Consider the following 21991-nt stretch of genomic DNA (forward strand, 5'->3'; position numbering starts at 1 on the left):
AACTGTCACATCCCCACTTGCGACGACTTGGATGAGCGATGCATCGGTACCGGTCCCATAACTGTGGCGAGCTCCGAGCCGCGGACGTCGACACCGATGTTCGCCTCAGCGGCTGGCTGCACAATCGACGTGACCTGGGCGGCATCCTCTTCATCGATCTGCGCGACCACTACGGCCTGGTCCAGCTCGTCGCCCGTCCCGGCACCCCCGCCAACGAGGCGCTCGGCTCGCTGACCAAGGAATCCGTCGTACGGATCGACGGCAAGGTCAGCGCGCGCGGCGCGGACAACGTCAACCCCGACCTGCCGACCGGCGAGATCGAGATCGAGGTCACGGCCGTCGAGGTGCTGGGCGCCGCCGAGCAGATCCCCTTCACGATCAACGCCGAGGACGGGGTCAACGAGGAGAAGCGCCTCGAATACCGCTTCCTCGACCTGCGCCGCGAGCGGATGCACCGCAACCTGATGCTGCGCACCGCCGTCATCTCCGCCATCCGGCACAAGATGACCGCGCTCGGCTTCAACGAGATGGCGACGCCGATCCTGTCCGCGACCTCCCCCGAGGGCGCCCGCGACTTCCTGGTCCCCTCCCGTCTGCACGCCGGCAAGTTCTACGCGCTGCCGCAGGCCCCGCAGCAGTTCAAGCAGCTGCTGATGATCGCGGGCTTCGACCGCTACTTCCAGATCGCGCCCTGCTTCCGCGACGAGGACGCCCGCGCCGACCGCTCACCGGGCGAGTTCTACCAGCTCGACGTCGAGATGAGCTTCGTCGAGCAGGAGGACGTCTTCGGCCCGATCGAGAAGCTGATGACCGAGCTGTTCACCGAGTTCGGCGGCGGCCGCACGGTCACCTCGCCCTTCCCGCGCATCCCCTTCCGCGAGTCGATGCTCAAGTACGGCTCCGACAAGCCGGACCTCCGCGCCGAGCTGGAGCTCGTCGACGTCTCGTCGGTCTTCGCCGGCTCCGGCTTCAAGGCCTTCGCCGGCAAGCACGTCCGCGCCCTGGCCGTACCGGACACCGCCGACCAGCCGCGCAAGTTCTTCGACCAGATGGGTGACTTCGCCGTCCAGCAGGGCGCGAAGGGCCTGGCCTGGGTCCGCGTCGGCGAGTCGAACGCCCTCACCGGCCCGATCGCCAAGTTCCTCACCGAGGACGACGTCAAGGCGCTGGTCGAGGCCCTGGACCTGAAGCCCGGCTCGGCGGTCTTCTTCGGCGCCGGCGAGTTCGACGAGGTCTCCAAGGTCATGGGCGCGGTCCGCGTCGAGGCGGCCAAGCGCACCGGTCACTTCGTCGAGGACGAGTTCCGCTTCTGCTGGATCGTCGACTTCCCGATGTTCGAGAAGGACGAGGACACCGGCAAGATCGAGTTCTCCCACAACCCGTTCTCCATGCCGCAGGGCGGCCTGGAAGCGCTGGAGACCAAGGACCCGCTGGACATCCTGGCCTGGCAGTACGACATCGTCTGCAACGGCGTGGAGCTGTCCTCCGGCGCCATCCGCAACCACGAGCCGGACGTCATGTACAAGGCGTTCGCCATCGCCGGTTACGACAAGGAGAGCGTCGAGGCCGAGTTCGGCGGCATGCTCCGCGCCTTCAAGTTCGGCGCCCCGCCGCACGGTGGCATCGCCCCGGGCGTGGACCGCATCGTGATGCTCCTCGCCGACGAGCCCAACATCCGCGAGACCATCGCCTTCCCCCTCAACGGCAACGCCCAGGACCTGCTGATGGGCGCACCGACGGAGGTCGAGGAGTCGCGGCTGAAGGAGCTGCACCTGTCGATCCGCAAGCCGCAGGTGAAGTAGTTCGTTCGTACGTGTGGAGGGCCCGCGATCGTGTGATCGCGGGCCCTTTCGCGTGCCACGCTCCGGAAACTTCGTCGGTCAGGGTGAGTGGGCGGATGCCGAGGGAGTGCTCATGGCCGTTGAGGTGACTTCCCGTGACTACGACACCAGTCGCCGGGACCGCGAGGAGAAGCCCAAGGCGTACGCCGAGACCGGCATCCCGGTGTACCTGCTGATCGACCGGGGACACCTGCGAGGTCAAGGCGCACTCGCAGCCCGACGGCGTGTGGTGGCGGCCCTATGCTGGGCCGAGAACGGGCGGGGCGGTGGAAGGAACTCCGATGGACAACAACGCACTCATCAAGATGTGGCACGAGTTGGACGTGCCCGATGGCCTGCACGTCGAACTGCTCGACGGCGAACTTGTCATGCAGGCAAACCCCGGTCACTTCCACGACCTCCCCGGACGCACCTTCGTACGCCACACTCCGGAGCCTTTCGAGGCATGGAACGAGCGAGGGCTGCTGGTGGCCGACGACTACCGGCCGCGGGCCGATGCCGTCGTCATCCGGTCTGCTGACTGCCCAGCCGACAACGAGGCCGACTGGCCCGCGCAGATCGTCCTCGCGGTCGTCGAGACGGTCTCCACGACTCGTGCGGCCATCCGGCGCGACTGGGACGAGAAGCGGGAGCGCTATGCGCAGGTGGGAATCCCCGTCTACCTGGTCGTCGACCCCAACGACGCCACATGGCACATCCTCCAGCTCGACGGCCGCCATTACGTCGAGACCGCGAAGGGCATCTTCGGCCAGGAGATCCCCATGCCGGAGCCGATGGGCTTCACGGTACGGACGGCGGGCTGGCACCCGTACGGCGGGACCGGCGGTACGTCCGCGTAGGCGCCGCCCGCTCATGCCGAGGGCCCGGAACCGGTGACCGGTTCCGGGTCCTCGCCCTACGTCGTCGGCCCGCCTACTCCGCCGCCCCGAACCGCTCCCGGTACGCCGCCAGGTCATCCTCCGTGATCTTCGCGAAGAGCACCGGCGGCACCGTGAACGCCGTACCGGCCGGGACCGAGGCCAGCGCGCGGGCCTCGTCCGCCGTGACCCAGGCCGCCGTGTCGCCGTCCAGCGCGAACGCGCCCCGCATCGCCTTCGCCGCCGCCGGGATGAACGGCTCCGAGACGATCGCGTACAGGTGGATCAGGTTCATCGCGGTCCGCAGCGTCAGCGCCGCCGCTTCCTGGTCGGTCTTGATCTCCAGCCAGGGGGCCTTCTCCTCCAGGTAGGAGTTGCCCGCGCTCCACAGCGCGCGCAGGGCCGCCGCCGCCTTGCGGAACTGGAGGGCCTCCATGTGGCCCTCGTACTCCGCCAGCAGCTCGGCGATCTGCTCGCCGAGCTTCCGCTCGGCCTCACCGGCCGCGGCGCCCGCCGGCACCTCGTCGCCGAAGCGCTTGCGGGAGAAGGACAGCACCCGGTTGACGAAGTTGCCGAGGGTGTCGGCCAGGTCCTTGTTGACCGAGGAGGAGAACAGCTCCCAGGTGAAGGAGGTGTCGTCGGACTCCGGCGCGTTGGCGATCAGGAAGTAGCGCCAGTAGTCGGCGGGCAGCAGCTCCAGCGCCGTGTCGGTGAAGATGCCGCGCTGCTGCGAGGTGGAGAACTTGCCGCCGTAGTAGGTCAGCCAGTTGAACGCCTTGAGGAAGTCGACCTTCTTCCACGGCTCGCGGGTGCCCAGCTCGGTGGCCGGGAACATCACCGAGTGGAACGGGACGTTGTCCTTGGCCATGAACTCCGTGTAGCGCACGTCGTCGGCCTCGTACCACCACGACTTCCAGTCGCGGGTCGCCGGGTCGGCGTCCGCCCACTCCTTCGTCGCGCCGATGTACTCGATCGGCGCGTCGAACCAGACGTAGAAGACCTTGCCCTCGGCGGCCAGCTCCGGCCACACGTCGGCCGGGACGGGCACGCCCCACTCCAGGTCACGGGTGATCGCCCGGTCCTGGAGGCCCTCGGTCAGCCACTTGCGCGCGATGGACGACGCCAGCGTCGGCCAGTCCTCGCTGCTGTCGTCGATCCACTGCTCGACCTCGCCCTGGAGCTTGGACTGGAGCAGGAAGAGGTGCTTGGTCTCGCGCACCTCCAGGTCGCTGCTGCCGCTGATCGCCGACCGGGCGTCGATCAGGTCGGTCGGGTCCAGGACGCGGGTGCAGTTCTCGCACTGGTCGCCGCGGGCCTTGTCGTAACCGCAGTGCGGGCAGGTGCCGACGATGTAGCGGTCCGGGAGGAAGCGCTCGTCGGTGACCGAGTAGACCTGCCGGATGGCGCGCTCCTCGATGAAACCGTTCTCGTGCAGCTTGCGCGCGAAGTGCTGGGTCAGCTCCACGTTCTGCTGCGAGGAGCTGCGCCCGAAGTGGTCGAACTGCAGGTGGAAACCGTCGTAGATCGCCTTCTGCGCGTCGTGCTGCTGGGCGCAGAACGCGTCGACGGGCAGCCCCGCTTCCTTGGCCGCCAGCTCGGCGGGCGTGCCGTGCTCGTCCGTCGCGCAGATGTAGAGCACCTCGTGGCCGCGCCGGCGCATATACCGCCCGTACACGTCGGCCGGGAGCATGGACCCCACCATGTTGCCCAGGTGCTTGATCCCGTTGATGTACGGAAGGGCGCTGGTGATGAGGTGTCGAGCCATTGCCGGCTGCTCCCAAGTCGCTACGGTGAGTGAGGTTTTGTTCTACGGAACGTCAATATCGTACTGGACGTGCCCCGGGCCGCCGCGCCCCGTTTTACGGTTCGGGATCGTCACGGCGGGCGGTTTCCTTGCGTGCCACCAGCAGCCGCCAGCCGGGGCTGCCGTCGGGGCGGCGGGCGGCCCCCGGTACCGGGCGCAGGACCACGGTGAAGCCCGCGGCGAGCAGGTCGGCGCGTACGTCGCGCAGCCGGCAGGTCCGGTAGTACATGACGAACGGCGGACGCCACAGCAGGTTGCGTACGCGCATCACCGCGTCGAAGCCCGACAGCGTCCAGTACAGCGCGGAGCGCGGGTGCGGGGGCGCGGCGACCGGGAAGGCGAACGTACCGCCCGGGCGCAGCGCCCGGTGGACGCCGGCGAACACCGCGGCGCGCTCGCCGGGCAGGAAGTGACCGAGCGCACCGAAGGTGACCGCGAGGTCGAAGCCGCCGGTGAAGGGGAGGGCGCGGGCGTCGGCACGGACGTAGCGGGTGGTGGGGGAGGCGGTGCCGGGGGGCGCTGCCGTGTTCTCACCGGTCTTGTCGGCCTCCTGGGCCGCGGCCAGCATGCCGGCGCTGAAGTCGACCCCGGTGACCCGCTCCCGGCACAGCGACCGCAGTACGCCCAGGCCCGCGCCGGTGCCGCAGCAGACGTCGAGGCCCGAGGCGAACGGTCCGAGGCCGCGCAGTGCCTCGGCGGTCGCGTCGAGGACCCGGTCGGGCGTGCGGAAGGGCGTGTGATCGAACTTCGGGGCCAGCAGGTCGTAGCCGCGCTCCACGGAGGAGAGCGCCTGCGCGGTCAGCTCGCGGAGCGTCGGGCCCTGGGGGGAGAACACGGGGCCAGGGTACTGAGGCGGGGGCGCGGGCGTACGGGAGGGCGCGGCAGCGCGCTGCGCTCCGCTACCGGGCGGGCGCTTCCGCGTCCTCCGGGGCCGTCCCTGAAGCCCCGGCGCCCGGTGCGTGACCGGACGCCTTCCCGTTCACCATGACGCCCGCGACCACCGCCGCCAGCAGCATGATCCCCGCACCCCACCCGATCGCCACCGTGAACCCGTGCACGACCCCGTCCTTCACGACGCCCTCCCGCATCCCCGGCGTGAGGCGCCCGCCCGCCTCCTTCGCCGCGTTCGCCAGGTGGCTGCCGATGTACGTCGCGCTCGTGGACGTGGCGATCGTGTTGAGCAGCGCCGTACCGATCGAACCGCCCACCTGCTGCGCCGTGTTGACGGTCGCGGACGTCACCCCGGAGTCCTGCGGCGCGACCCCGGACGTGGCCGTGGCCATCACCGGCATGAAGATCAGGCCCATGCCGAGGCCGACCAGCAGTTCGGCCGGCAGTACGTGTGACGCGTACGCGGGCTCGGCGGTCAGGAACGTCAGGTAGAACAGCCCCGCGGCGGCGAGCACCGTCCCCGGGACCATCAGGACGCGCGGCGGGAGGAGGTGCAGCAGCCGGGCGGATATCTGCGTCGATCCGATGATGATCGCCACGGTCAGCGGCAGAAACGCCAGGCCGGTCTTCACCGGCGAATACCCGAGGATCACCTGTAGGTAATACGTCATGAAGAGGAACATCCCGAACATGGCGACGACCGCCAGGCCCATGGTCAGGAACGCCCCGGCACGGTTCCGGTCCCGTACGACGTGCAGCGGCAGCAAGGGGAACCGCGCCCGCCCCTGCCACCAGGTGAAGAGCGCCAGCAGCGCCACCCCGCCCACCAGCAGCCCGATGACCAGCCCGTCTCCCCACCCCCGCGGCTGCGCCTCGCTGCACCCGTAGACGATCGCGACCAGTCCGCCGCACCCCAGCACCACGCCCGGCACGTCCAGCCGGGCGCCGCCGTGCCCCCGGCGGTCGTGCAGGAAAACCCACGCCCCGGCCAGCGCTATGAGCGCTATCGGCACATTCACGTACAGGCACCAGCGCCAGTCCAGGTACTCGGTCAGCAGGCCGCCCGCGATGAGTCCGATGGCCGAACCGCCGCCGGCGATGGCACCGTAGATGCCGAACGCCTTGCCCCGCTCTTTCCCGTCCGTGAACGTCGTCGTCAGCAACGACAGCGCGGACGGCGCGAGCAGCGCCGCGAACACGCCTTGCAGCGCCCGCGCACCGAACAGCAACCCCTGCCCGGTGGCCGCACCGCCCAGCGCCGACGCCACCGCGAACCCGACGAGCCCCACCGTGAAGGCCCGCTTGCGCCCCACCAGGTCGGCGATCCGCCCGCCCAGCAGGAGCAGGCCGCCGAACGCGAGCGTGTACGCCGTGATGACCCACTGCCGGTTCGCGTCCGACATATGCAGTTCCCGTTGCGCGGAGGGCAACGCGATGTTCACGATCGTCGCGTCCAGCACCACCATCAGCTGTGCCAACGCGATGACGACCAGTCCCCACCACCGCCGGGGATCCGGCGCCCCGGCCGTTCCGGTCCGCCCCTGCGGCGTCCGGCTCTGGCTCTGGCTCATAGCGACCCGCCTCCGCGACTCGACAGCCGGCGGCCACCCCGTGAAGCGGGCGGCCGCAGCACCCGTCCAGCCTAGGCGCCGGTCCGGTCCGCTGCCTGTCGGCCGCCCGCCGCCTTCGCCCCGCCGTCGAGCGGGACCCGCACCTCGCCGCGGATCTTCACCGTCTTCTGCGCGAGCGCGTTCAGGTCGACCGAGTAGGGGTCGGCGTCGATGTGCTCCCCGTCCGTCTCCAGGACGTTGCCCGTCGTGCTCGAATCCGCCCATATACAGAACGGCACGGTGATCTTCTGGCCCATCTGGCGCTTCACCATGACGCCGCAGTCCACCGAATCCTTGGTGCCGCCCGGGCTGTACTTGGAGTTGGGCACGGCGACCTCGGCCCCGTCACCCTTCTTCATCCCGGAGATGGTGGAGTCGATCGTCTGGCGCGGGTCGCTGATGTCCCCGTACATCGTCATCAGCACCAGGGCCTTGGCCCCGGACGCGTACTGACCGCCCGCCACCTTCATGTTGCGCGCGTACGCGCCGTCGTGCGGCACCTTCGCGCCCACCGAGTCGCTCAGGTCCTTCGCGAGGGTGTACTCCCCGCCCAACAGCGACTTCGGTACGACCGTTTTGTACTTGGGACCCGCGTCGGCACCACCACCGCCACCGTTCGTGGCCACCACCGCCACGATCGCGCCGACCACGGCGAGCGCCACCACGCCGCCGATGATCCCCAGCACCTTCCCGGTGTTGCTCTTCGGCGGAGGCGGCGGTCCCATGGGCGGCCCCATCGGCGGCGGGCCGCCCCAACCCCCGTACCCGGGCGCCTGCGGCAGCTGCCCGTAAGGTGCCGGGCCCCCGGCCGGCTGCTGAGCGCCGTACGGCGCCTGCGGCTGCCCGTAAGGAGCCTGCGGCTGTCCGTACGGGCCTTGCGGCGCGCCCCCGTACCCGTGACCGGGCTGTGGCGGCTGTGGCGGCATGCTCATGCGTTTTCCACTTCTTCTTACGCGGACCCCCGCTGGTCTCCACCCCGTGTGGTGATTGCCGTAACACCTTTGCACACGGCGCTGACAGTGCCGCCCGAGACCTTGGGCAAAAGCACCGGCCGCGGCGGGGCCGACCGGCCCGGCCGCGGCCGGTGAAAGGGGAATACAGGTGGTCAGGAGGGGAGGATGCCCGCGGTGCGGGCCTCGGTGAGCCACTCGGGGAACTCGACCATGAGCTGCTGGTAGAGGTCGGCGTCGGCGAGGGACCTGGGGTCGCGGCCGGCGTGGAAGAAGCCCGCGTTGTCCACCACGCGCTTCTCGGGTACGGCCAGGTCGTCCAGCTTGCGGAGGAAGTCGAAGCCCTTGGCGTCCGGGTCGCCGAAGCCGACGAACTGCCAGAAGATGGGCAGCTTCGCGGCCTCGCAGAGGGCCTTTTCGGCGGCCGGCTTGGAGGTGGGGGCGCCGTCGGTCTGGAAGATGACGAAGGCGGGGTCGGTCGCGCCGGACTTCTCGTAGTGCTCGATCACGGCGTTGATGGCCCAGTGGTAGTTCGTACGGCCCATGTGACCGAGGCCCGCGTGCAACTCCCCGACGCGGCCCTCGTAGTTGGCCAGGTCGATCTCGGCGGTGCCGTCCACGTCGGTGGAGAAGAAGACGACGGGTACGGTGCCGTCGTCGTCCAGGTTGGCGGAGAGGCCGAGGGCCTGCTCGGCCAGGTGCTGGACGGTGCCGTCCTTGTAGTAGTTGCGCATCGAGCCGGAGCGGTCGAGGACCAGGTAGACGGCCGCGCGCTGGGTGCCGAGCCCCTGCTTTTCGAGGGAGACCCGCGCGGCCTTGTAGAGGCTGACCAGGCCGGGTGCCTGCGACTCGACCTTGGCGAGGGAGACGCTCGCGGCGGGCTCGGTGACCGCTACGGGCTCCGGCTCGGGCTCGGGCTCGACGGCGGGCTCGGTCTTCGGCTCGGTGGCCGCCACAGGCTCCGGCTTGGCGGCCTCCGGCTCCGGCTCCGGCTCCGGCTTCGCCTCAGCCTCCGGCTTCGCCTCGGCCTCCTCCGTACGCTCCGGCTTCGGGGTGTCGAAGGCCTGGGTGACGAGGTCGGAGACCGGCTCCTGGGAGGGGGCCGGGACGGTGGCCGGGTGCGGGGTGCCGGTGGAGGGGGCGTCGTCCGGGTTGCGGTCGGCCGGGGTGCCCTGGGCGGGCAGGGAAGCGGCCGGTGCGTCGGTGGGGGCGGTGCGTGCGGTGGGGACGACGGGTGCGGCGGGTCCCGGGGCGGCCTCTTCGCGGGCCTCCGGGATCGTCGCCGCTTCCGGCGTCCGATCGCCGCTCTCCGCCGCGTTCGATTCCTCGCGGGCCGCCTTGGAGCGACCGAAAGCGTTGCGCAGCAGACTCCGAATGCCCATCGGCGTACCTCTCTAGCGTGTGTGGGGTGCGGCGAATGTCCTAGAAGCGCGGACATGTCCCTGACCAGGCCGGACACGTAAGGGTAGCCGCCTGGCCCGGTCCCATCGTGGGACCCCGCGTGTCTCGCCGCATGCCCCGTTTGGGTGTTTTGTCACCAGGGGTGGCGTAAAGGTGGGGAAGGCGGGCGGGCCCGCGGCAAAGGGGCGGAGGGGCGCGAGGCGGGGCGGGGACGGCAGCCGGAACAGTCGGACGTGCGTGCGGGGGCGGTTCGGTGACGAGGCGTCGGTGGTGTGGCGCGTGATCGTTCCGTACCGGCTCGGATGACCGTTCGCCCACGTCACGCGGAGGGTGGGCGCGCCGCGGGCCGCGCGGGACGCGGGGCGAGCCCGGTACGGAGCGGGCCGCCCGCGCTCCCGGAGGCGGAACACCTGCGGCGCGCGCGGTGACCATAGGCCGGGCCGCCCGTTGACCCTGGCGGCGGCCCGGCTGAACCGGGCAACCCTCGTACGGGTGACGGGAGATGTGAGCGCATGGGGCTGACCAGTCAGTCGCTCGAAACCGCGGTGGTCACGCTGGCCGTGGTCTTGGTGACCCTCACGGTGTGGCTCTGGCCGCGGCTGTCCGGGCGCGGCGTGCTGCCCGTACTGGGCAGGCTCGGGTCCATCGTCGTCACCCAGGTGGCCATCGTCTGCTCGCTCGCCCTCGCGGTGAACTCCAGCTTCGAGTTCTACAGCAGTTGGGGCGAGCTGCTGGGCAGGACCGAGCAGGCGCCGGTGGCGGTGAACGAGGGCGGCGGCGCGCGGTACGCCGACGCGGGCAGTCTCCGCGGCGGCCTGGTGCAGCCCGCGGGCCCGCAGGGGCTCGACCGGGTGACCGGATTGCCGAAGGGGGCCCCCGAGGAGGTCGGCAAGGTGGAGTCCGTACGGATCGTCGGGCGCCGTACGCGGGTGATCAACCCGGCCTTCGTCTACCTGCCGCCGCAGTACTACCAGCACCAGTTCCGCCGCCAGCGCTTCCCCGTCTCGGTCGTCATCAGCGGCTACCCGGGCGGCATCATGAACCTCGCCCAGCACCTCAAGATCCCGCAGACCGCGGGCCGGCTGATCGCGGCGGGCAGGATGCAGCCGACCGTGCTCGTCATGGTGCGGCCGACGATCGCGCCGCCGCGCGATACCGAGTGCGTGGACGTGCCGGGCGGTCCGCAGGCCGAGACCTTCTTCACCAGGGACCTGCCGGAGGCCGTCAAGGCGGCCTACCGGGTCGGCCACGACCCGAGTGCCTGGGGCGCCTTCGGCTATTCGTCCGGCGGTACGTGTTCGCTGCAACTGGCCATGCGCAGCCCCGGCGTCTACACCTCCGCCGTCTCCCTCTCCGGTGAGTACGCCATCCAGGACGACCTGACGACCGGCAAGCTGTTCGGCAGCGGTGCCGAGGGCGACCGGCGGCAGCGCGGGCACGACCTGCTGTGGCGGCTGCGGAACCTGCCCGCGCCGCAGGTCTCCGCGCTGGTGTCCAGCAGCCGCCTGGGCGAGCCGAACTACGGCGACACCCTGCGGTTCATCCGCGCGGTGAAGCCCCCGATGACCGTCGACTCGATCATCCTGCCGCGCGGCAGCCACCAGTTCTCGACCTGGCGGCGGGAGGTGGCGCCGGCGCTGGAGTGGCAGAGCCGCCGCCTGACGTTCCCGCAGGACGTGGAGGCCGCGCACGCGCCGCCGAAGCGGCCGGGAGCGGCCTCGGTCCCGTCCGCCGCTCCTTCCGTGCCGCCGTCGGCCGGCCCGTCCCGCAACCGGTACCGCCCCACCCCGCACCTGTAAGCCGTACGCCCAGCGCCGCCCGGGGACAGCACACCCAGGGCGCCCAGGGTGCCCGAGGCCGTCCTTCACCCGTCCGGCCCACCCGGCAGGACACCCCGCCCCGCGCCGGGGTGGACTCGTACCGTGACCGCGCCTCCGGACGACTGCCTGGCCCGCAACGACTGGATCTGTGGCGACTACCTGGCCACCCGCCGCCACATCCTCCTCGACGCGGTCCTCCAGCACCTGCACCTCACCGTGGTCTCCGTGCTGCTCGGCCTGGTGATCGCGCTGCCGCTGGCGGTGGCCGCGCGCCGGTGGCGCTGGGCGGCGGGCCTGGTCCTCGGCTTCACCACCGTGCTCTACACGGTGCCGTCGCTGGCGATGTTCTCGCTGCTGCTGCCGCTGTACGGGCTGTCCGCGACCCTCGTCGTCGTGGGCCTGGCGCTGTACTCCCTCACGCTCCTGGTGCGGAACATCCTGGCGGGGCTGGAGGGCGTACCGGAGGAGGCGAGGGAAGCGGCCCGCGGCATGGGGTACGGGCCGTTGCGGCAGCTGCTGGCCGTCGAACTGCCGCTGGCGCTGCCGGCCGCGATGGCCGGGCTGCGTATCGCGACCGTCTCCGCCGTCGCGCTCACGACGGTCGGCGCGATCGTCGGCCACGGCGGCCTGGGCAACCTGATCTACGCCGGAATGAACTCGTTCTTCAAGGCGCAGGTGCTGACCGCTTCCGTGCTGTGTGTCGTCATCGCCGTCGTCTTCGACGTGCTGCTGCTGGGACTGGAACGGCTGCTCACTCCTTGGCGGCACGCATGAAGACCCTCGCGAACGTCTGGACCTGGCTCGCCACGGGCGCGAACTGGGCCGGTGAGAACGGCGTCTGGCACCGTCTGGCGGAACACCTGCTGCTGACCCTCGGCTGCCTGCTCGCCAGTTGCCTGATCGCGCTGCCCGTCGCCGTCACCCTCGGGCACCTCGGCCGCGGCGGGGCCTTGGCGGTCAACCTGGCCAACGTCGGCCGCGCCGTGCCCACCTTCGCGGTGCTGGTGCTGCTCCTGCTCACGCCGCTGGGGCGGCACGGGGACTGGCCGACGTTCATCGCGCTGGTGCTGTTCGCGATTCCGCCGTTGCTGACCAACGCCTACGTGGGGATGCGCGCGGTGGACCGGGACGTGGTGCAGGCCGCCCGCGGGATGGGGATGTCCGGCTGGCAGCTGGTGTGGCGGGTGGAGGTGCCGCTGGCGTTCCCGCTGGTGCTGACGGGCGTACGGATCGCCGCGGTGCAGCTGGTCGCGACCGCGACGCTGGCCGCGCTGGTCGGCGGCGGCGGGCTCGGCCGGATCATCACCGCGGGGTTCAACCTGGCCAGTACGCCGCAGGTGGTCGCGGGCGCGGTGATCGTGGCGGTGTTCGCGCTGCTGATGGAGGCGGCCTTCGAGGGGGTACGGCGGCTGGGCCCGTCCCGGGCGCGGGGACGGGCGCGATGAGGTGGCGGCGGGGCGTACGGGTGTGCGTGGCGGCGCTGCTGGTGTCGTCGTCCGCCGCCGGCTGTGCCACCGGTCCCTCCCTGGAGAACCGCGGCCAGGTCACCGCGCCGCCCGGCGACAGCCGTCACCTGTCGATCGGCTCGGCGGGCTTCACCGAGAGCGAGCTGCTGGCCCGGATGTACGCGGCGCTGCTCGGCAAGGCCGGGTACGAGACCGACATCCTCACCGTCGGCAACCGGGAGCTGTACGAGCCGTCCTTGGAGAGCGGCCAGATCGACGTCGTCCCCGAGTACGCGGCGACCTTCGCCGACTGGCTGAACGCCAAGACCAAGGGCGCCGACGCCGACCCCGTCGCCTCGCCGGACCTCGGCACGACGATGAAGGTGCTGCGCGCCCTCGCCGGGCCCCGGGGCCTGACCGTGCTGCCGCCGGGCCGGGCCGTGGACCAGAACGCCTTCGCCGTCACCGCCGCGTACGCGCGCCGGCACGGCCTGAAGACCCTCAGCGACCTGGGGCGGTCCAAGCTGCCGGTGCGGCTGGCGGCGGGCGACGAATGCGTGCAGCGGCCGTTCTGCGCGCCGGGCCTTGAACGGACGTACGGCATCGACATCACGGCCGTCGACCCGAAGGGGGTGGGCACCACGCCCGCCAAGCAGGCCGTGCAGAACGGGCAGGACCAGATGGTGCTGACGACCAGCACTGACGCGACGGTGGAGCAGTTCGGGCTGGTGTTCCTCGCCGACGACAAGAAGCTCCAGAACGCGGATTACGTCGTCCCGGTGGTCAACCGGGCCCGCGCGGGCAGCGCGCGCGTCGCCGCCGCGCTGGGCAAGCTCAACTCCGTACTGACCACGGAGGACCTGGCACGGCTGAACCAGCGGGTGGACAGCTGGCGGCGGCTCCCCGAGGACGTGGCGTCGGCCTACCTGAAGGCGAAGGGCCTGCTGTAGCCCCTCGGCCTGTGTGCCGTACGCCTCCTCACTCCGTGGGCACCGAGTCGACCTCCGCCTCCTCGCGCGGTACGCCCTGCTCGTCCGACCCGATCGCGCGCCGCAGCGCCTCGTGCAGCGTGACCGGCGTCAGCACGCCCAGGAAGCGGGGGCCGTCCACGACCGCGACCCAGCCCGCGTCGTACTTGAGCATCTCGCTGAACGCGTCCTTGAGGGAGCCGCCGACCGGTACCCACGCCTCCATCCGGCGCGCGTGCGCCGAAACGTTTCCTGACGCGCCTGCCGACTCTTCCGTGCCCACCCAGCCGTGCAGCCCGCCCTCGTCGTCCAGGACGACGGCCCAGCGGGCGCCCTCCGCGCGCAGCCGGGCCGCGGCCTCGGCGGCGGGCTCGCCGAGGCGGGCGAAGGGCGGGTGTTCCAGGTCGCCCGGTTCGATGCCGGTGACCGACAGCTGTTTCAGCGCCCGGTCGGTGCCGACGAACTCGGCGACGTACGGGGAGGCGGGCGCGCCCAGCACGCCCGCCGGGGTGTCGTACTGCTCGATCCGGCCCTGCCCGTAGACCGCGATGCGGTCGCCGAGCCGGACCGCTTCCTCGATGTCGTGGGTGACCAGCAGCACCGTCTTGTGCAGGGACGCCTGGAGCCGCAGGAACTCCTTCTGGAGCCGGTCGCGGACGACGGGGTCCACGGCGCCGAACGGCTCGTCCATCAGCAGCACGGGCGGATCGGCGGCCAGCGCGCGGGCCACGCCGACGCGCTGCCGCTCGCCGCCGGAGAGCTGGTCCGGGTAGCGCGGCCCGTGGACGGCGGGATCCAGGCCCACCAGCTCCAGGAGTTCGGCGGCCCGCGCGCGGGCCTTCGGCTTCTTCCAGCCGGTCAGATAGGGGACGGTGGCGGTGTTGTCGAGGACCGTGCGATGCGGGAAGAGGCCGGTCTGCTGGATGACGTAGCCGATGCGGCGGCGCAGGCGTACGGGGTCGGCCTCCGCGATGTCACGGCCCTCGACGAAGATGCGGCCGCCGGTCGGGTCGGTGAGCCGGTTGACCATCTTCATGGTGGTCGTCTTGCCGCAGCCGGACGGCCCGACCAGCGTCACCAGCTCGCCCTCGGCGACCTCGAAGGAGAGGCCGTCGACGGCGGTGGTGCCGTCCGGGTAGCGCTTGGAGACGGACTCGAACCGGATCATTGGTCCATTGAAGCCCGCGGCCCGCACCCGGGCGCCTTATACGGGCAAACGGGCCCTGTGCCCCGGGACGATCGATCGGGAACGCCCTAGTCCTCCAGCGCCTCCAGCCGCTCCCGTGCCGCCCGCACCGAGCGGCCGCGCCAGGACAGTCCCGCCCACGGGTCGTCCTCGGCGAGGCGGTCGGGGATGGTGGACACCGTCCACCGCTGCGCCGTCAGTTCGGGGTCGTCCAGTTCGTCGCGGCTGATGGGGGTGGCCACCGGCGCGCCCGGCTTGGCCCGTACGGAATAGGGCGCCACCGCGGTCTGCGCGTACGCGTTGCGCTGGACGTCCAGGTAGACGCGGCCGTCGCGCGCGGCCTTGCGCTGCTCGGTGGTGAGCCGGTCGGGGTGGCGGGCGGCGAGGCGTTCGGCGGCCAGGTGGGCGAAGTCGCGCACGGTGTCGAAGCCGGCGCCGGCGTCCAGCGGCGCGATGACGTGCAGGCCGCGCGACCCGGTGGTCATCAGGCGGGCGGGCAGCTTCAGTTCGTCCCACAGCTCGCAGACGCGGTGGGCGGTCCACCGTACGTCCTCGAAGTCCGCGCCCTCGGCCGGGTCGAGGTCGAAGATCAGCAGGTCGGGGTGGTCGGGGCGGTGCTCGCGGGAGAGCCAGCGGTGGACGGTGACGCTCGCCTGGTCCGCGAGGTAGACGAGGGTCGCCGCGTCGTCACAGACGACGTGGGTGACCTTGCCGCCCTCCTTGGCCTGCACGGAACGCCGTACCCAGTCGGGGAAATGGTCGGGCGCGTTCTTCTGCATCAGGGGCCTGCCGCCGATGCCGTCGGGGTGCCGTTCCATCATCAGCGGCCGGTCGCGCAGGTGCGGGACCGCGCGCCGGGCGACCGCCTTGTAGTGCTCGGCCAGGTCGCCCTTGGTGATCCCGTCGTCCGGGAAGAGGACCTTGCCGGGACGGCTGATGCCGACCGTGCGCCGCCCCGCCTTGATGGTGCGTGTGTCGTCCGCGCCGCCGCTTTTGCCGCTCATGACGAGGACGGGTAACCGGCCGGGCCGCGCGGCAAACGCGGCCGGCGGTGGCACCTCTTCGGCGGGGGGCCGTACGAGTTGCTTCCGGGGCACCGCCCCTCGTCCTGCCGCGAACCGCCCCGCCCCCGTGCTTACGATCCTGGGGGCCGTCGTCAACGTGGCGCCAATTCACCCCGAAAGCGGGCCGTGGCGGGCGCCGCATTGACGGCAGTGTCCCTTGCCCTGCCATCGGTCGGGAGGGTGGGCCGTACGGGTGGAAGGGAGCGCGACGATGAAGGCCGTAGCAGTCACCGCATTCGGCGAACAACCCCAGCTCATGGACGTGCCGGAGCCGGAGCCCGGACCCGGCGAGGTCCTGGTGCGGATGTCCGCTGCCGGGCTCAACCCGGTCGACTGGAAGATCGCCGACGGCCTGCTCAAGGACGCGGTGCCGCACTCCTTCCCGCTGGTCCTGGGGTCGGACGGCGCCGGCGAGGTGGTCGGCGTCGGCACGGGCGTGCGCCGCTTCCAGGTGGGTGACGCGGTGTTCGGCCAGTTCCAGCGGCCGGGGCGGGGCGGCGGCTCGTACGCGGAGTTCGCGACGGCCGAGGAGAAGTCGCTGGCCGGTGCCGCGCGCAGCGTCCCGTACGCGGTGTCCGCCGCCGTGCCCACGGCCGGGATGACGGCGTACAACCTCGTGGAGGAGACCCGCGTCGGGGAGGGCAAGCGGGTGCTGGTCATCGGCGGGACCGGGGGCGTGGGCACGTTCGCGACCCAGCTCGCGGCCGGCCGGGGCGCCGAGGTGATCGTCACCGCGCGGCCGGCCCTGGCGGACCTGATGCGCACCCTGGGCGCCGCCGAGACGGTGGACCACGCGGTGGGGCCGGTGGCCGACCAGGTGCTCGCCGCCCACCCGGACGGCGTGGACGTGCTGCTGGACCTGGTCGGCGGGCCGGCCGCGTTCGGCGAGGCGACCCGGACGGTACGGGACGGCGGTACGGCCGTCTCCACCGTCGGGTCGGCCGACGCCGACGTCCTGACCGAGCACAACCTGCGCGGCTTCAACTTCCACAACCGGCCCTCGCCCCAGCTGCTGGAGATCCTCGCCGGGCAGCTCGACGCGGGACGGCTGACCGTGCCCATCGGGAGCGAGATCGCCCTGGAGGACATTCCGGAGGCGCTGGAGCTGAGCCGTACGGGGCACGCGCAGGGCAAGACGGTCGTCACCTTCTAGTGCCGTCACCTTCTGGCGGCGGCACCCTCCGGTGCCGTCACTGCCTGCTGGAGCCGAAGATGCCGATGCCGGCGTCGGCATCGCCGTTGGTATCGACATCGTGATCGGGATCGACGTCGCGAGTGAAATCGATGTCGGGGCGGTCGGCTCCACCACATTGGTTGAAGGGGCTGCCGAACGGCAGTCCGGCGAGGTTGCCGGAGGCCGAGCCGCCGCTGGCGGCGGCGTCCCCGGCCGCGAGGGACTGGTGGCGGTTGAGGCAGGTGGTACCGAACGACGGAGACACAAAGGCCCCAACGCCTCCGGCGGCCGCGGGCGTGGCCGTGAACCACCCCGCGCCGAGCGCCGCGGTCGTGAGCGCCAGTGCTGCGGTCGGTCTGCGCTTGTTCATGGGTTGCTAACGACACCGGACTCCGAAGGACGCTCCCCGCATCAGAAGACTGGTGCGGATGGCCCTCCCGCGCCGGGAACGTCGACGGCCCCCGCCCCTCAGTGGTCGTGCGGCCCAGGCCGGTGCACGGGCCCGTGGGTGTCCTCGCAGTGCGGGGACGCGAGGGCGGCGGCGTCCGGGCCCGCCGCTATGTGCAGGATCTCGCCGGGCGGTGTCTGCTCGCCCACGTGGTCGACCTGGAGGGTGGCGTGGGTGATGCCGTATTTCAGGTTCAGCAGTTCGTGCAGGCTGCGGCGTACGGCGTGGCAGTCGCCGCCAGGCGCCACCAGGATGTGCGCGGACAGCGCCGGTTCGCCGGAGGTGATCTCCCAGATGTGCAGGTCGTGGACCTCGACGACCTGGTCCGTCTCGACGAGGTGGTCGCCCAGCGCGTCCGGGTCCACCCCGCTCGGCGCGGCCTCCATGAAGATCCGGCCGGACTCGCGGACCAGGCCGGTGCCGGCGCGCAGCATCAGGACGACCACGACGAGCGAGGCGATGGCATCGGCCCGCGCGAAGCCGGTGGTCAGCACGACCGCACCGGCGACGGCGGTGGCGATGAAGCCGAACAGGTCGGTCAGGATGTGCTGGTAGGCGCCCTCGACGTTCAGGCTGCTGCGGTTGGCCTTGGAGATGCACCAGGCGGCGGCGATGTTGACGACCACCCCGGCGAGCGCGGTGACCAGGACCAGGCCGCCGGTGACCTCGGGCGGGGAGACCAGGCGGGCGATGGCCTCGTACCCGAGCCAGACCGACAGCACCAGCAGCGTGATGCCGTTGGCCTGCGCGGACAGGATCTCGGCGCGCTTGAGGCCGTACGTGTAGCCGCCGCGCGCGGGCCGGGCGGCCAGCCGCATCGCGACCAGCGCCAGCACGATGGAGGCGGCGTCGGTGAGCATGTGGGCGGCGTCGGAGATCAGCGCCAGTGAGCGTGCCAGGAAGCCGATCACCACTTCCACGGCCATGAACACGGTGATCAGCGTGAGCGCGGCCCGCAGCCAGCGGCGGTCGGCGTCCGGTGAAAGGGCGTGCGAGTGGGAGTGCCCGTGTCCGGGCCCGTGCTGGTGCCCGTGCCCGTGCCCGTGTCCGGGCTCGTGCGAGTGGGCGGGCGCTGGTCCGTGGGCGTCGGGCGGGTGCCCGGAGGGGGTGTCGGCGGCGTGGGCGTGCTCGGTCATGGGCGCGCTCCTTCCTGGGGCGTCCTCAAGGACGTGCGCAGGAAGCAAACCGCACTTCGCCCCGAGATCCAAAGGCTGCACCGGTGACCGTTGTCATTACCGCCGGGCGGCGCGTTGTTGCTGGTCACAGCGGTGAGTTCGGTACGCCGTGCGGGCGGCCCGGCCGACGCCCGGGCCGCCCCGCGGCGCGGTCACCGATCCCGGCCGGTGCGGCGCAGGGCGGTGGCGAGCCGCCGGGCGACCTCGGGGGCGCAGCGCCCCAGTTCGACGAGCGGGCGGGGCGCTTCGGAGGCCAGCGAAGGCCCGTCCAGCCCCAGGGACGGCAGGGTGATGCCCACTCCGGCCAGCGCGTCCCGTAGTTCGTCCCGTGCGGCCTCCGCGTCGGTGATCGTCTCGTCCGCCGTCGCGCGTTCCACTGTGTCCATGATCGCAGCGCCTTCCCTCGGTGCCCGTGCCGTGCTTCCACCGAAGAGTTTCGGTCGGTGAACTCACGATTACTAGGAGTAGCCAATTATGCGCCCGTGAAACGAATTCGGAAGCGGTTCTGCGGGCGCCGTGCGAACCGGTGCCCAGAGCCCGCCGGTGAGGCCGCCGGACACCGCCTCTTACCCTTGAAACGCGCCGGCCGGGTGTCCGCGCCCGGTTGACTTCCCGGTCCGCCGGTCCTGTCCTACCGCCCCGCACCACCACCGACCCACCCGAAGCCCCGAGGTAACCGGCAGTGAGCACCGCCCCGCCCGCAGCGTCCGCGCCGCGTACCCCCGCCCGCGTCACCGTCGTCGGCATCGGCGCCGACGGCTGGGACGGGCTGCCGGACGCCGCACGCGCGGCGCTGCGCGGCGCGGAGACGCTCGTCGGCGGCGCCCGGCAGCTCGCCCTGCTGCCCGCCGCGTGCGCGGGCGAACGGGTCCCGTGGCCGGCGCCGCTGCGGCCCGCCGTGCCGGGGCTGCTCGCCGCGCACGCCGGGCGCGAGGTGTGCGTACTGGCCAGCGGCGACCCGATGTTCTACGGCATCGGGCGGACGCTCACCGAGGTGCTCGCCGAGGCCGGTGCCCCGCCGCCGCGCGTGCTGCCGCACCCGTCCTCCGTCTCGTACGCGTGTGCCCGGCTCGGCTGGCCGGTCGAGGAGACGGAAGTCGTCACCCTCGTGGGCCGGCCCCTGACGGGCCTGGCGGGCGCCCTGCACGACGGCCGCCGCCTCCTCGTCCTGTCCGCGGGGGCCGAGACTCCCGCTCAGGTCGCCGGGCTGCTGCGCGACCGGGGTTTCGGGCCGACCCGGATGCGCGTACTGGAACAGCTCGGCGGGCCGGACGAGCGGCAGTCCGAGGGCACCGCGGCCGACTGGCCGCCGCCCGCCGGCGGCACCGACCCGCTCAACGTCATCGCCCTGGACTGCGCCCGCGCCCCCGACGCCCTCCGCCTCGCCGCCGCCCCCGGCCTGCCGGACGCCGCGTACGAGCACGACGGCCAGCTGACCAAGCGTCACGTACGGGCCGCCACCCTCGCCGCCCTCGCCCCCGCACCCGGCGAACTGCTGTGGGACGTCGGCGGCGGCTCCGGCTCCATCGGCATCGAGTGGATGCGTACGCACCGCACCTGCCGCGCCGTCGCCGTCGAGCGGGACGCCGTACGGGCCGGGCGCATCACCCGTAACGCGGACGCCCTCGGCGTTCCGGCGCTGCGCGTGGTCACCGGGCCCGCGCCCGAAGCGCTCGCCGGGCTCCCGGCGCCCGACGCGGTGTTCGTCGGCGGCGGGCTGACCGCGCCCGGCCTCCTGGAGGCGTGCTGGGCGGCGCTGCCGCCGGGCGGCCGGCTGGTCGCCAACACCGTCACGCTGGAGTCCGAGGCGCTGCTCGCCGACTGGTACCGGCGCCACGGCGGCGAACTCGTCCGGCTCGCCGTCGCGCACGCCGTACCGGTGGGCGGCTTCACCGGCTGGCGGCAGGCCATGCCGGTCACCCAGTGGTCGGTCACGAAGTCCTTGTCCCCTGCCGCCCCCTCTGCCCCTGGAGACGCACAGTGACCGTCCACTTCATCGGCGCCGGACCGGGCGCCGCCGACCTGATCACGCTGCGCGGCGCCCGGCTGCTGGCCCGCTGCGAGGTGTGCCTGTACGCGGGCAGCCTGGTGCCGCGCGAACTGCTCGCCGAGTGCCCGCCCGGCGCCCGCCTGGTCGACACGGCCGACCTGGACCTCGACCAGATCACCGCCGAGCTGGTCCGCGCCCACGAGGCGGGCCGGGACGTGGCCCGGCTGCACTCCGGCGACCCGTCCGTCTTCAGCGCCGTCGCGGAGCAGATGCGCCGCCTGGACGCGGCGGGCGTGCCGTACGAGGTCGTCCCCGGCGTACCGGCGTTCGCCGCCGCGGCGGCCGCCCTCAAGCGTGAACTGACCGTGCCCACCGTCGGCCAGACCGTGATCCTCACCCGCGTCGCCCAGCAGGCCACCGCGATGCCCGAGGGCGAGGACCTGGCGACGCTGGGCCGCAGCCGCGCGCTCCTGGTCCTGCACCTCGCGGCCCGTTACGTCGACCGGGTCGTCGGCGAACTCCTGCCGCACTACGGCGCCGACTGCCCCGCCGCGGTCGTCGCGATGGCCTCGCGCCCCGGCGAGCTGGTGCTGCGCGGCACGCTGTCCGACATCGCGGACCAGGTGAAGGCGGCGGGCGTGGTCCGTACCGCGGTCATCATGGTCGGCCGCACGCTGGGCGCCGCGCAGTTCCGCGACAGCCACCTGTACTCGACGGAACGGGAACGGCCGAACCGGGCCGGATAACCGGTTGATCGGGGACGCCGGGAGCAGCAGGATCGGCCGGATGAGCGAGAGCGTGCGGCCTGTAGAGGCACTGATCGTCGTCGACGTCCAGTCGGCGTTCTTCGAGGGCGAGGAGGCGGCACCGCACGCGGCGGCCGTCCAGGAGCGCATCGAGGGCCTGATCGGCCGCGCCCGGACCGCCGGCGCGCTGATCGTCCACCTCCAGAACGACGGCGCGCCCGGCATGCCCGACGAGACGGGCACCAAGGGCTGGGAGCTGCACCTGCCGGTCGTCCCCGGCCCCCGCGAGGTCGTGATCCGCAAGACGGAGGACGACGGCTTCCACGAAACCCCGCTGGGCGGCCTGCTCACCGAGACCGGCGTACGGTCCCTCGTCGTCTGCGGCGTGATGTCCGAGATGTGCGTCCTGGCGACCGCGCGCAGCGCCTTGGAACGGGAGTACCGCGTGGTCCTGCCGCACGACGCGCACGGCACGTACGACATCCCGCCCGCGCCCGGCGAGACCGAGGGCGTCCCGGCGGCGATGGCGTCGCGGGTGGCGGAGTGGGCGCTGGGCGACGAGGTGGAGATCGTCGCGTACGCGAAGGACGTCGCCTTCGGGGCGCCGCCCGCCGCGTAACG

Annotated in this window: 20 protein-coding genes and 1 pseudogene; 11 read left to right on the forward strand and 10 right to left on the reverse strand. The window is 72.2% G+C overall.

Annotated features, from left to right (window positions below):
• Positions 1-38 precede the first annotated feature (38 nt).
• The 3 genes and pseudogenes from aspS (at position 39) to ACH4K4_RS06530 (ending at position 2680) form a co-directional block, all read left to right on the forward strand.
• Entirely contained in the window at positions 39-1802 is a 1764-nt protein-coding gene (gene aspS, locus ACH4K4_RS06520; RefSeq protein WP_398165224.1) for an aspartate--tRNA ligase, read from the forward strand.
• Between the two features lie 70 nt (positions 1803-1872).
• Positions 1873-2065, forward strand: a pseudogene (locus ACH4K4_RS06525) (Uma2 family endonuclease); the annotation flags it as partial.
• A gap of 57 nt (positions 2066-2122) precedes the next feature.
• Positions 2123-2680, forward strand: coding sequence for a Uma2 family endonuclease (locus ACH4K4_RS06530; protein WP_398165417.1), 558 nt, complete (start codon positions 2123-2125; stop codon positions 2678-2680).
• Between the two features lie 73 nt (positions 2681-2753).
• Here the strand turns inward: ACH4K4_RS06530 and metG are convergent, their stop codons facing one another.
• The 5 genes from metG to ACH4K4_RS06555 all read right to left on the reverse strand — a co-directional run bounded on the left by metG (position 2754) and on the right by ACH4K4_RS06555 (position 9335).
• The gene (metG, locus tag ACH4K4_RS06535; RefSeq protein WP_398165226.1) at positions 2754-4463 is read right to left on the reverse strand and encodes a methionine--tRNA ligase; all 1710 of its coding nucleotides are present in this window, start codon (positions 4461-4463) and stop codon (positions 2754-2756) included.
• Positions 4464-4557: 94 nt separating this feature from the next.
• Positions 4558-5337 (reverse strand): class I SAM-dependent methyltransferase, encoded by a 780-nt coding sequence (locus ACH4K4_RS06540; protein WP_398165228.1) that lies wholly within the window; start codon positions 5335-5337, stop codon positions 4558-4560.
• Positions 5338-5401: 64 nt separating this feature from the next.
• On the reverse strand, positions 5402-6964 hold the full coding sequence (locus tag ACH4K4_RS06545) for an MFS transporter (RefSeq protein WP_398165229.1): 1563 nt from the start codon (positions 6962-6964) through the stop codon (positions 5402-5404).
• 71 nt (positions 6965-7035) lie between these two features.
• Positions 7036-7728, reverse strand: coding sequence for a hypothetical protein (locus ACH4K4_RS06550; protein ID WP_398165231.1), 693 nt, complete (start codon positions 7726-7728; stop codon positions 7036-7038).
• 380 nt (positions 7729-8108) lie between these two features.
• Positions 8109-9335: a VWA domain-containing protein gene (locus ACH4K4_RS06555; protein WP_398165232.1), complete on the reverse strand. Its 1227-nt coding sequence runs from the start codon at positions 9333-9335 to the stop codon at positions 8109-8111.
• 531 nt (positions 9336-9866) lie between these two features.
• On the opposite strand from ACH4K4_RS06555, the gene ACH4K4_RS06560 reads away from it, so the two are divergent.
• From ACH4K4_RS06560 to ACH4K4_RS06575, 4 genes are all read left to right on the forward strand, one after another.
• Positions 9867-11153, forward strand: coding sequence for an alpha/beta hydrolase (locus tag ACH4K4_RS06560; RefSeq protein ID WP_398165234.1), 1287 nt, complete (start codon positions 9867-9869; stop codon positions 11151-11153).
• A gap of 123 nt (positions 11154-11276) precedes the next feature.
• Positions 11277-11948, forward strand: a complete 672-nt coding sequence (locus ACH4K4_RS06565) for an ABC transporter permease (protein ID WP_398165235.1) — start codon at positions 11277-11279, stop codon at positions 11946-11948.
• Positions 11945-12619, forward strand: a complete 675-nt coding sequence (locus tag ACH4K4_RS06570; protein WP_398165236.1) for an ABC transporter permease — start codon at positions 11945-11947, stop codon at positions 12617-12619. Before ACH4K4_RS06565 ends, ACH4K4_RS06570 begins: the two co-directional genes overlap by 4 nt.
• Positions 12616-13569 (forward strand): ABC transporter substrate-binding protein, encoded by a 954-nt coding sequence (locus tag ACH4K4_RS06575; protein ID WP_398165237.1) that lies wholly within the window; start codon positions 12616-12618, stop codon positions 13567-13569. The genes ACH4K4_RS06570 and ACH4K4_RS06575 overlap by 4 nt, the downstream gene beginning before the upstream one ends.
• A gap of 28 nt (positions 13570-13597) precedes the next feature.
• On the opposite strand, the gene ACH4K4_RS06580 is transcribed toward ACH4K4_RS06575, so the two are convergent.
• A complete protein-coding gene (locus ACH4K4_RS06580) occupies positions 13598-14755 on the reverse strand; it encodes an ABC transporter ATP-binding protein (protein ID WP_398165239.1) in 1158 nt (385 codons plus the stop codon).
• 86 nt (positions 14756-14841) lie between these two features.
• Complete coding sequence (gene ligD, locus ACH4K4_RS06585; protein WP_398165240.1) at positions 14842-15777, reverse strand: non-homologous end-joining DNA ligase; 936 nt, start codon at positions 15775-15777, stop codon at positions 14842-14844.
• 271 nt (positions 15778-16048) lie between these two features.
• Between ligD and ACH4K4_RS06590 the strand changes: the two genes are divergently transcribed.
• Positions 16049-16990 (forward strand): NADP-dependent oxidoreductase, encoded by a 942-nt coding sequence (locus ACH4K4_RS06590; RefSeq protein ID WP_398165241.1) that lies wholly within the window; start codon positions 16049-16051, stop codon positions 16988-16990.
• A gap of 37 nt (positions 16991-17027) precedes the next feature.
• On the opposite strand, the gene ACH4K4_RS06595 is transcribed toward ACH4K4_RS06590, so the two are convergent.
• The 3 genes from ACH4K4_RS06595 to ACH4K4_RS06605 form a co-directional block, all read right to left on the reverse strand.
• Positions 17028-17381, reverse strand: coding sequence for a hypothetical protein (locus ACH4K4_RS06595; protein WP_398165243.1), 354 nt, complete (start codon positions 17379-17381; stop codon positions 17028-17030).
• A gap of 98 nt (positions 17382-17479) precedes the next feature.
• Entirely contained in the window at positions 17480-18595 is a 1116-nt protein-coding gene (locus ACH4K4_RS06600) for a cation diffusion facilitator family transporter (protein ID WP_398165245.1), read from the reverse strand.
• A gap of 191 nt (positions 18596-18786) precedes the next feature.
• Positions 18787-19020: a hypothetical protein gene (locus ACH4K4_RS06605; RefSeq protein ID WP_398165246.1), complete on the reverse strand. Its 234-nt coding sequence runs from the start codon at positions 19018-19020 to the stop codon at positions 18787-18789.
• 296 nt (positions 19021-19316) lie between these two features.
• On the opposite strand from ACH4K4_RS06605, the gene cbiE reads away from it, so the two are divergent.
• The 3 genes from cbiE to ACH4K4_RS06620 are packed head-to-tail and all read left to right on the forward strand — an operon-like array spanning position 19317 to position 21989.
• Positions 19317-20618 (forward strand): precorrin-6y C5,15-methyltransferase (decarboxylating) subunit CbiE, encoded by a 1302-nt coding sequence (gene cbiE / locus ACH4K4_RS06610; protein ID WP_398165248.1) that lies wholly within the window; start codon positions 19317-19319, stop codon positions 20616-20618.
• Positions 20615-21370, forward strand: a complete 756-nt coding sequence (cobM, locus tag ACH4K4_RS06615; protein WP_398165249.1) for a precorrin-4 C(11)-methyltransferase — start codon at positions 20615-20617, stop codon at positions 21368-21370. Before cbiE ends, cobM begins: the two co-directional genes overlap by 4 nt.
• Positions 21371-21410: 40 nt before the next feature.
• Entirely contained in the window at positions 21411-21989 is a 579-nt protein-coding gene (locus tag ACH4K4_RS06620; RefSeq protein ID WP_398165251.1) for a cysteine hydrolase family protein, read from the forward strand.
• Positions 21990-21991 lie beyond the last annotated feature (2 nt).

Origin of the sequence: Streptomyces sp. NPDC017529, assembly GCF_044329785.1 — a bacterium.
Taxonomy (GTDB): Bacteria; Actinomycetota; Actinomycetes; order Streptomycetales; family Streptomycetaceae; genus Streptomyces.

What these genes read in the sequence shown, in the direction of transcription:
- ACH4K4_RS06605 (WP_398165246.1), bottom strand. Translation starts at nt 19,020, where the DNA reads ATGGACACAGTGGAACGCGCGACGGCGGACGAGACGATCACCGACGCG.
- ligD (WP_398165240.1), bottom strand. Translation starts at nt 15,777, where the DNA reads ATGAGCGGCAAAAGCGGCGGCGCGGACGACACACGCACCATCAAGGCG.
- ACH4K4_RS06560 (WP_398165234.1), top strand. Translation starts at nt 9,867, where the DNA reads ATGGGGCTGACCAGTCAGTCGCTCGAAACCGCGGTGGTCACGCTGGCC.
- ACH4K4_RS06545 (WP_398165229.1), bottom strand. Translation starts at nt 6,964, where the DNA reads ATGAGCCAGAGCCAGAGCCGGACGCCGCAGGGGCGGACCGGAACGGCC.
- ACH4K4_RS06595 (WP_398165243.1), bottom strand. Translation starts at nt 17,381, where the DNA reads ATGAACAAGCGCAGACCGACCGCAGCACTGGCGCTCACGACCGCGGCG.
- ACH4K4_RS06580 (WP_398165239.1), bottom strand. Translation starts at nt 14,755, where the DNA reads ATGATCCGGTTCGAGTCCGTCTCCAAGCGCTACCCGGACGGCACCACC.
- ACH4K4_RS06555 (WP_398165232.1), bottom strand. Translation starts at nt 9,335, where the DNA reads ATGGGCATTCGGAGTCTGCTGCGCAACGCTTTCGGTCGCTCCAAGGCG.
- ACH4K4_RS06620 (WP_398165251.1), top strand. Translation starts at nt 21,411, where the DNA reads ATGAGCGAGAGCGTGCGGCCTGTAGAGGCACTGATCGTCGTCGACGTC.
- ACH4K4_RS06575 (WP_398165237.1), top strand. Translation starts at nt 12,616, where the DNA reads ATGAGGTGGCGGCGGGGCGTACGGGTGTGCGTGGCGGCGCTGCTGGTG.
- ACH4K4_RS06570 (WP_398165236.1), top strand. Translation starts at nt 11,945, where the DNA reads ATGAAGACCCTCGCGAACGTCTGGACCTGGCTCGCCACGGGCGCGAAC.
- ACH4K4_RS06590 (WP_398165241.1), top strand. Translation starts at nt 16,049, where the DNA reads ATGAAGGCCGTAGCAGTCACCGCATTCGGCGAACAACCCCAGCTCATG.
- ACH4K4_RS06550 (WP_398165231.1), bottom strand. Translation starts at nt 7,728, where the DNA reads ATGGGACCGCCGCCTCCGCCGAAGAGCAACACCGGGAAGGTGCTGGGG.
- ACH4K4_RS06530 (WP_398165417.1), top strand. Translation starts at nt 2,123, where the DNA reads ATGGACAACAACGCACTCATCAAGATGTGGCACGAGTTGGACGTGCCC.
- metG (WP_398165226.1), bottom strand. Translation starts at nt 4,463, where the DNA reads ATGGCTCGACACCTCATCACCAGCGCCCTTCCGTACATCAACGGGATC.
- aspS (WP_398165224.1), top strand. Translation starts at nt 39, where the DNA reads ATGCATCGGTACCGGTCCCATAACTGTGGCGAGCTCCGAGCCGCGGAC.
- ACH4K4_RS06600 (WP_398165245.1), bottom strand. Translation starts at nt 18,595, where the DNA reads ATGACCGAGCACGCCCACGCCGCCGACACCCCCTCCGGGCACCCGCCC.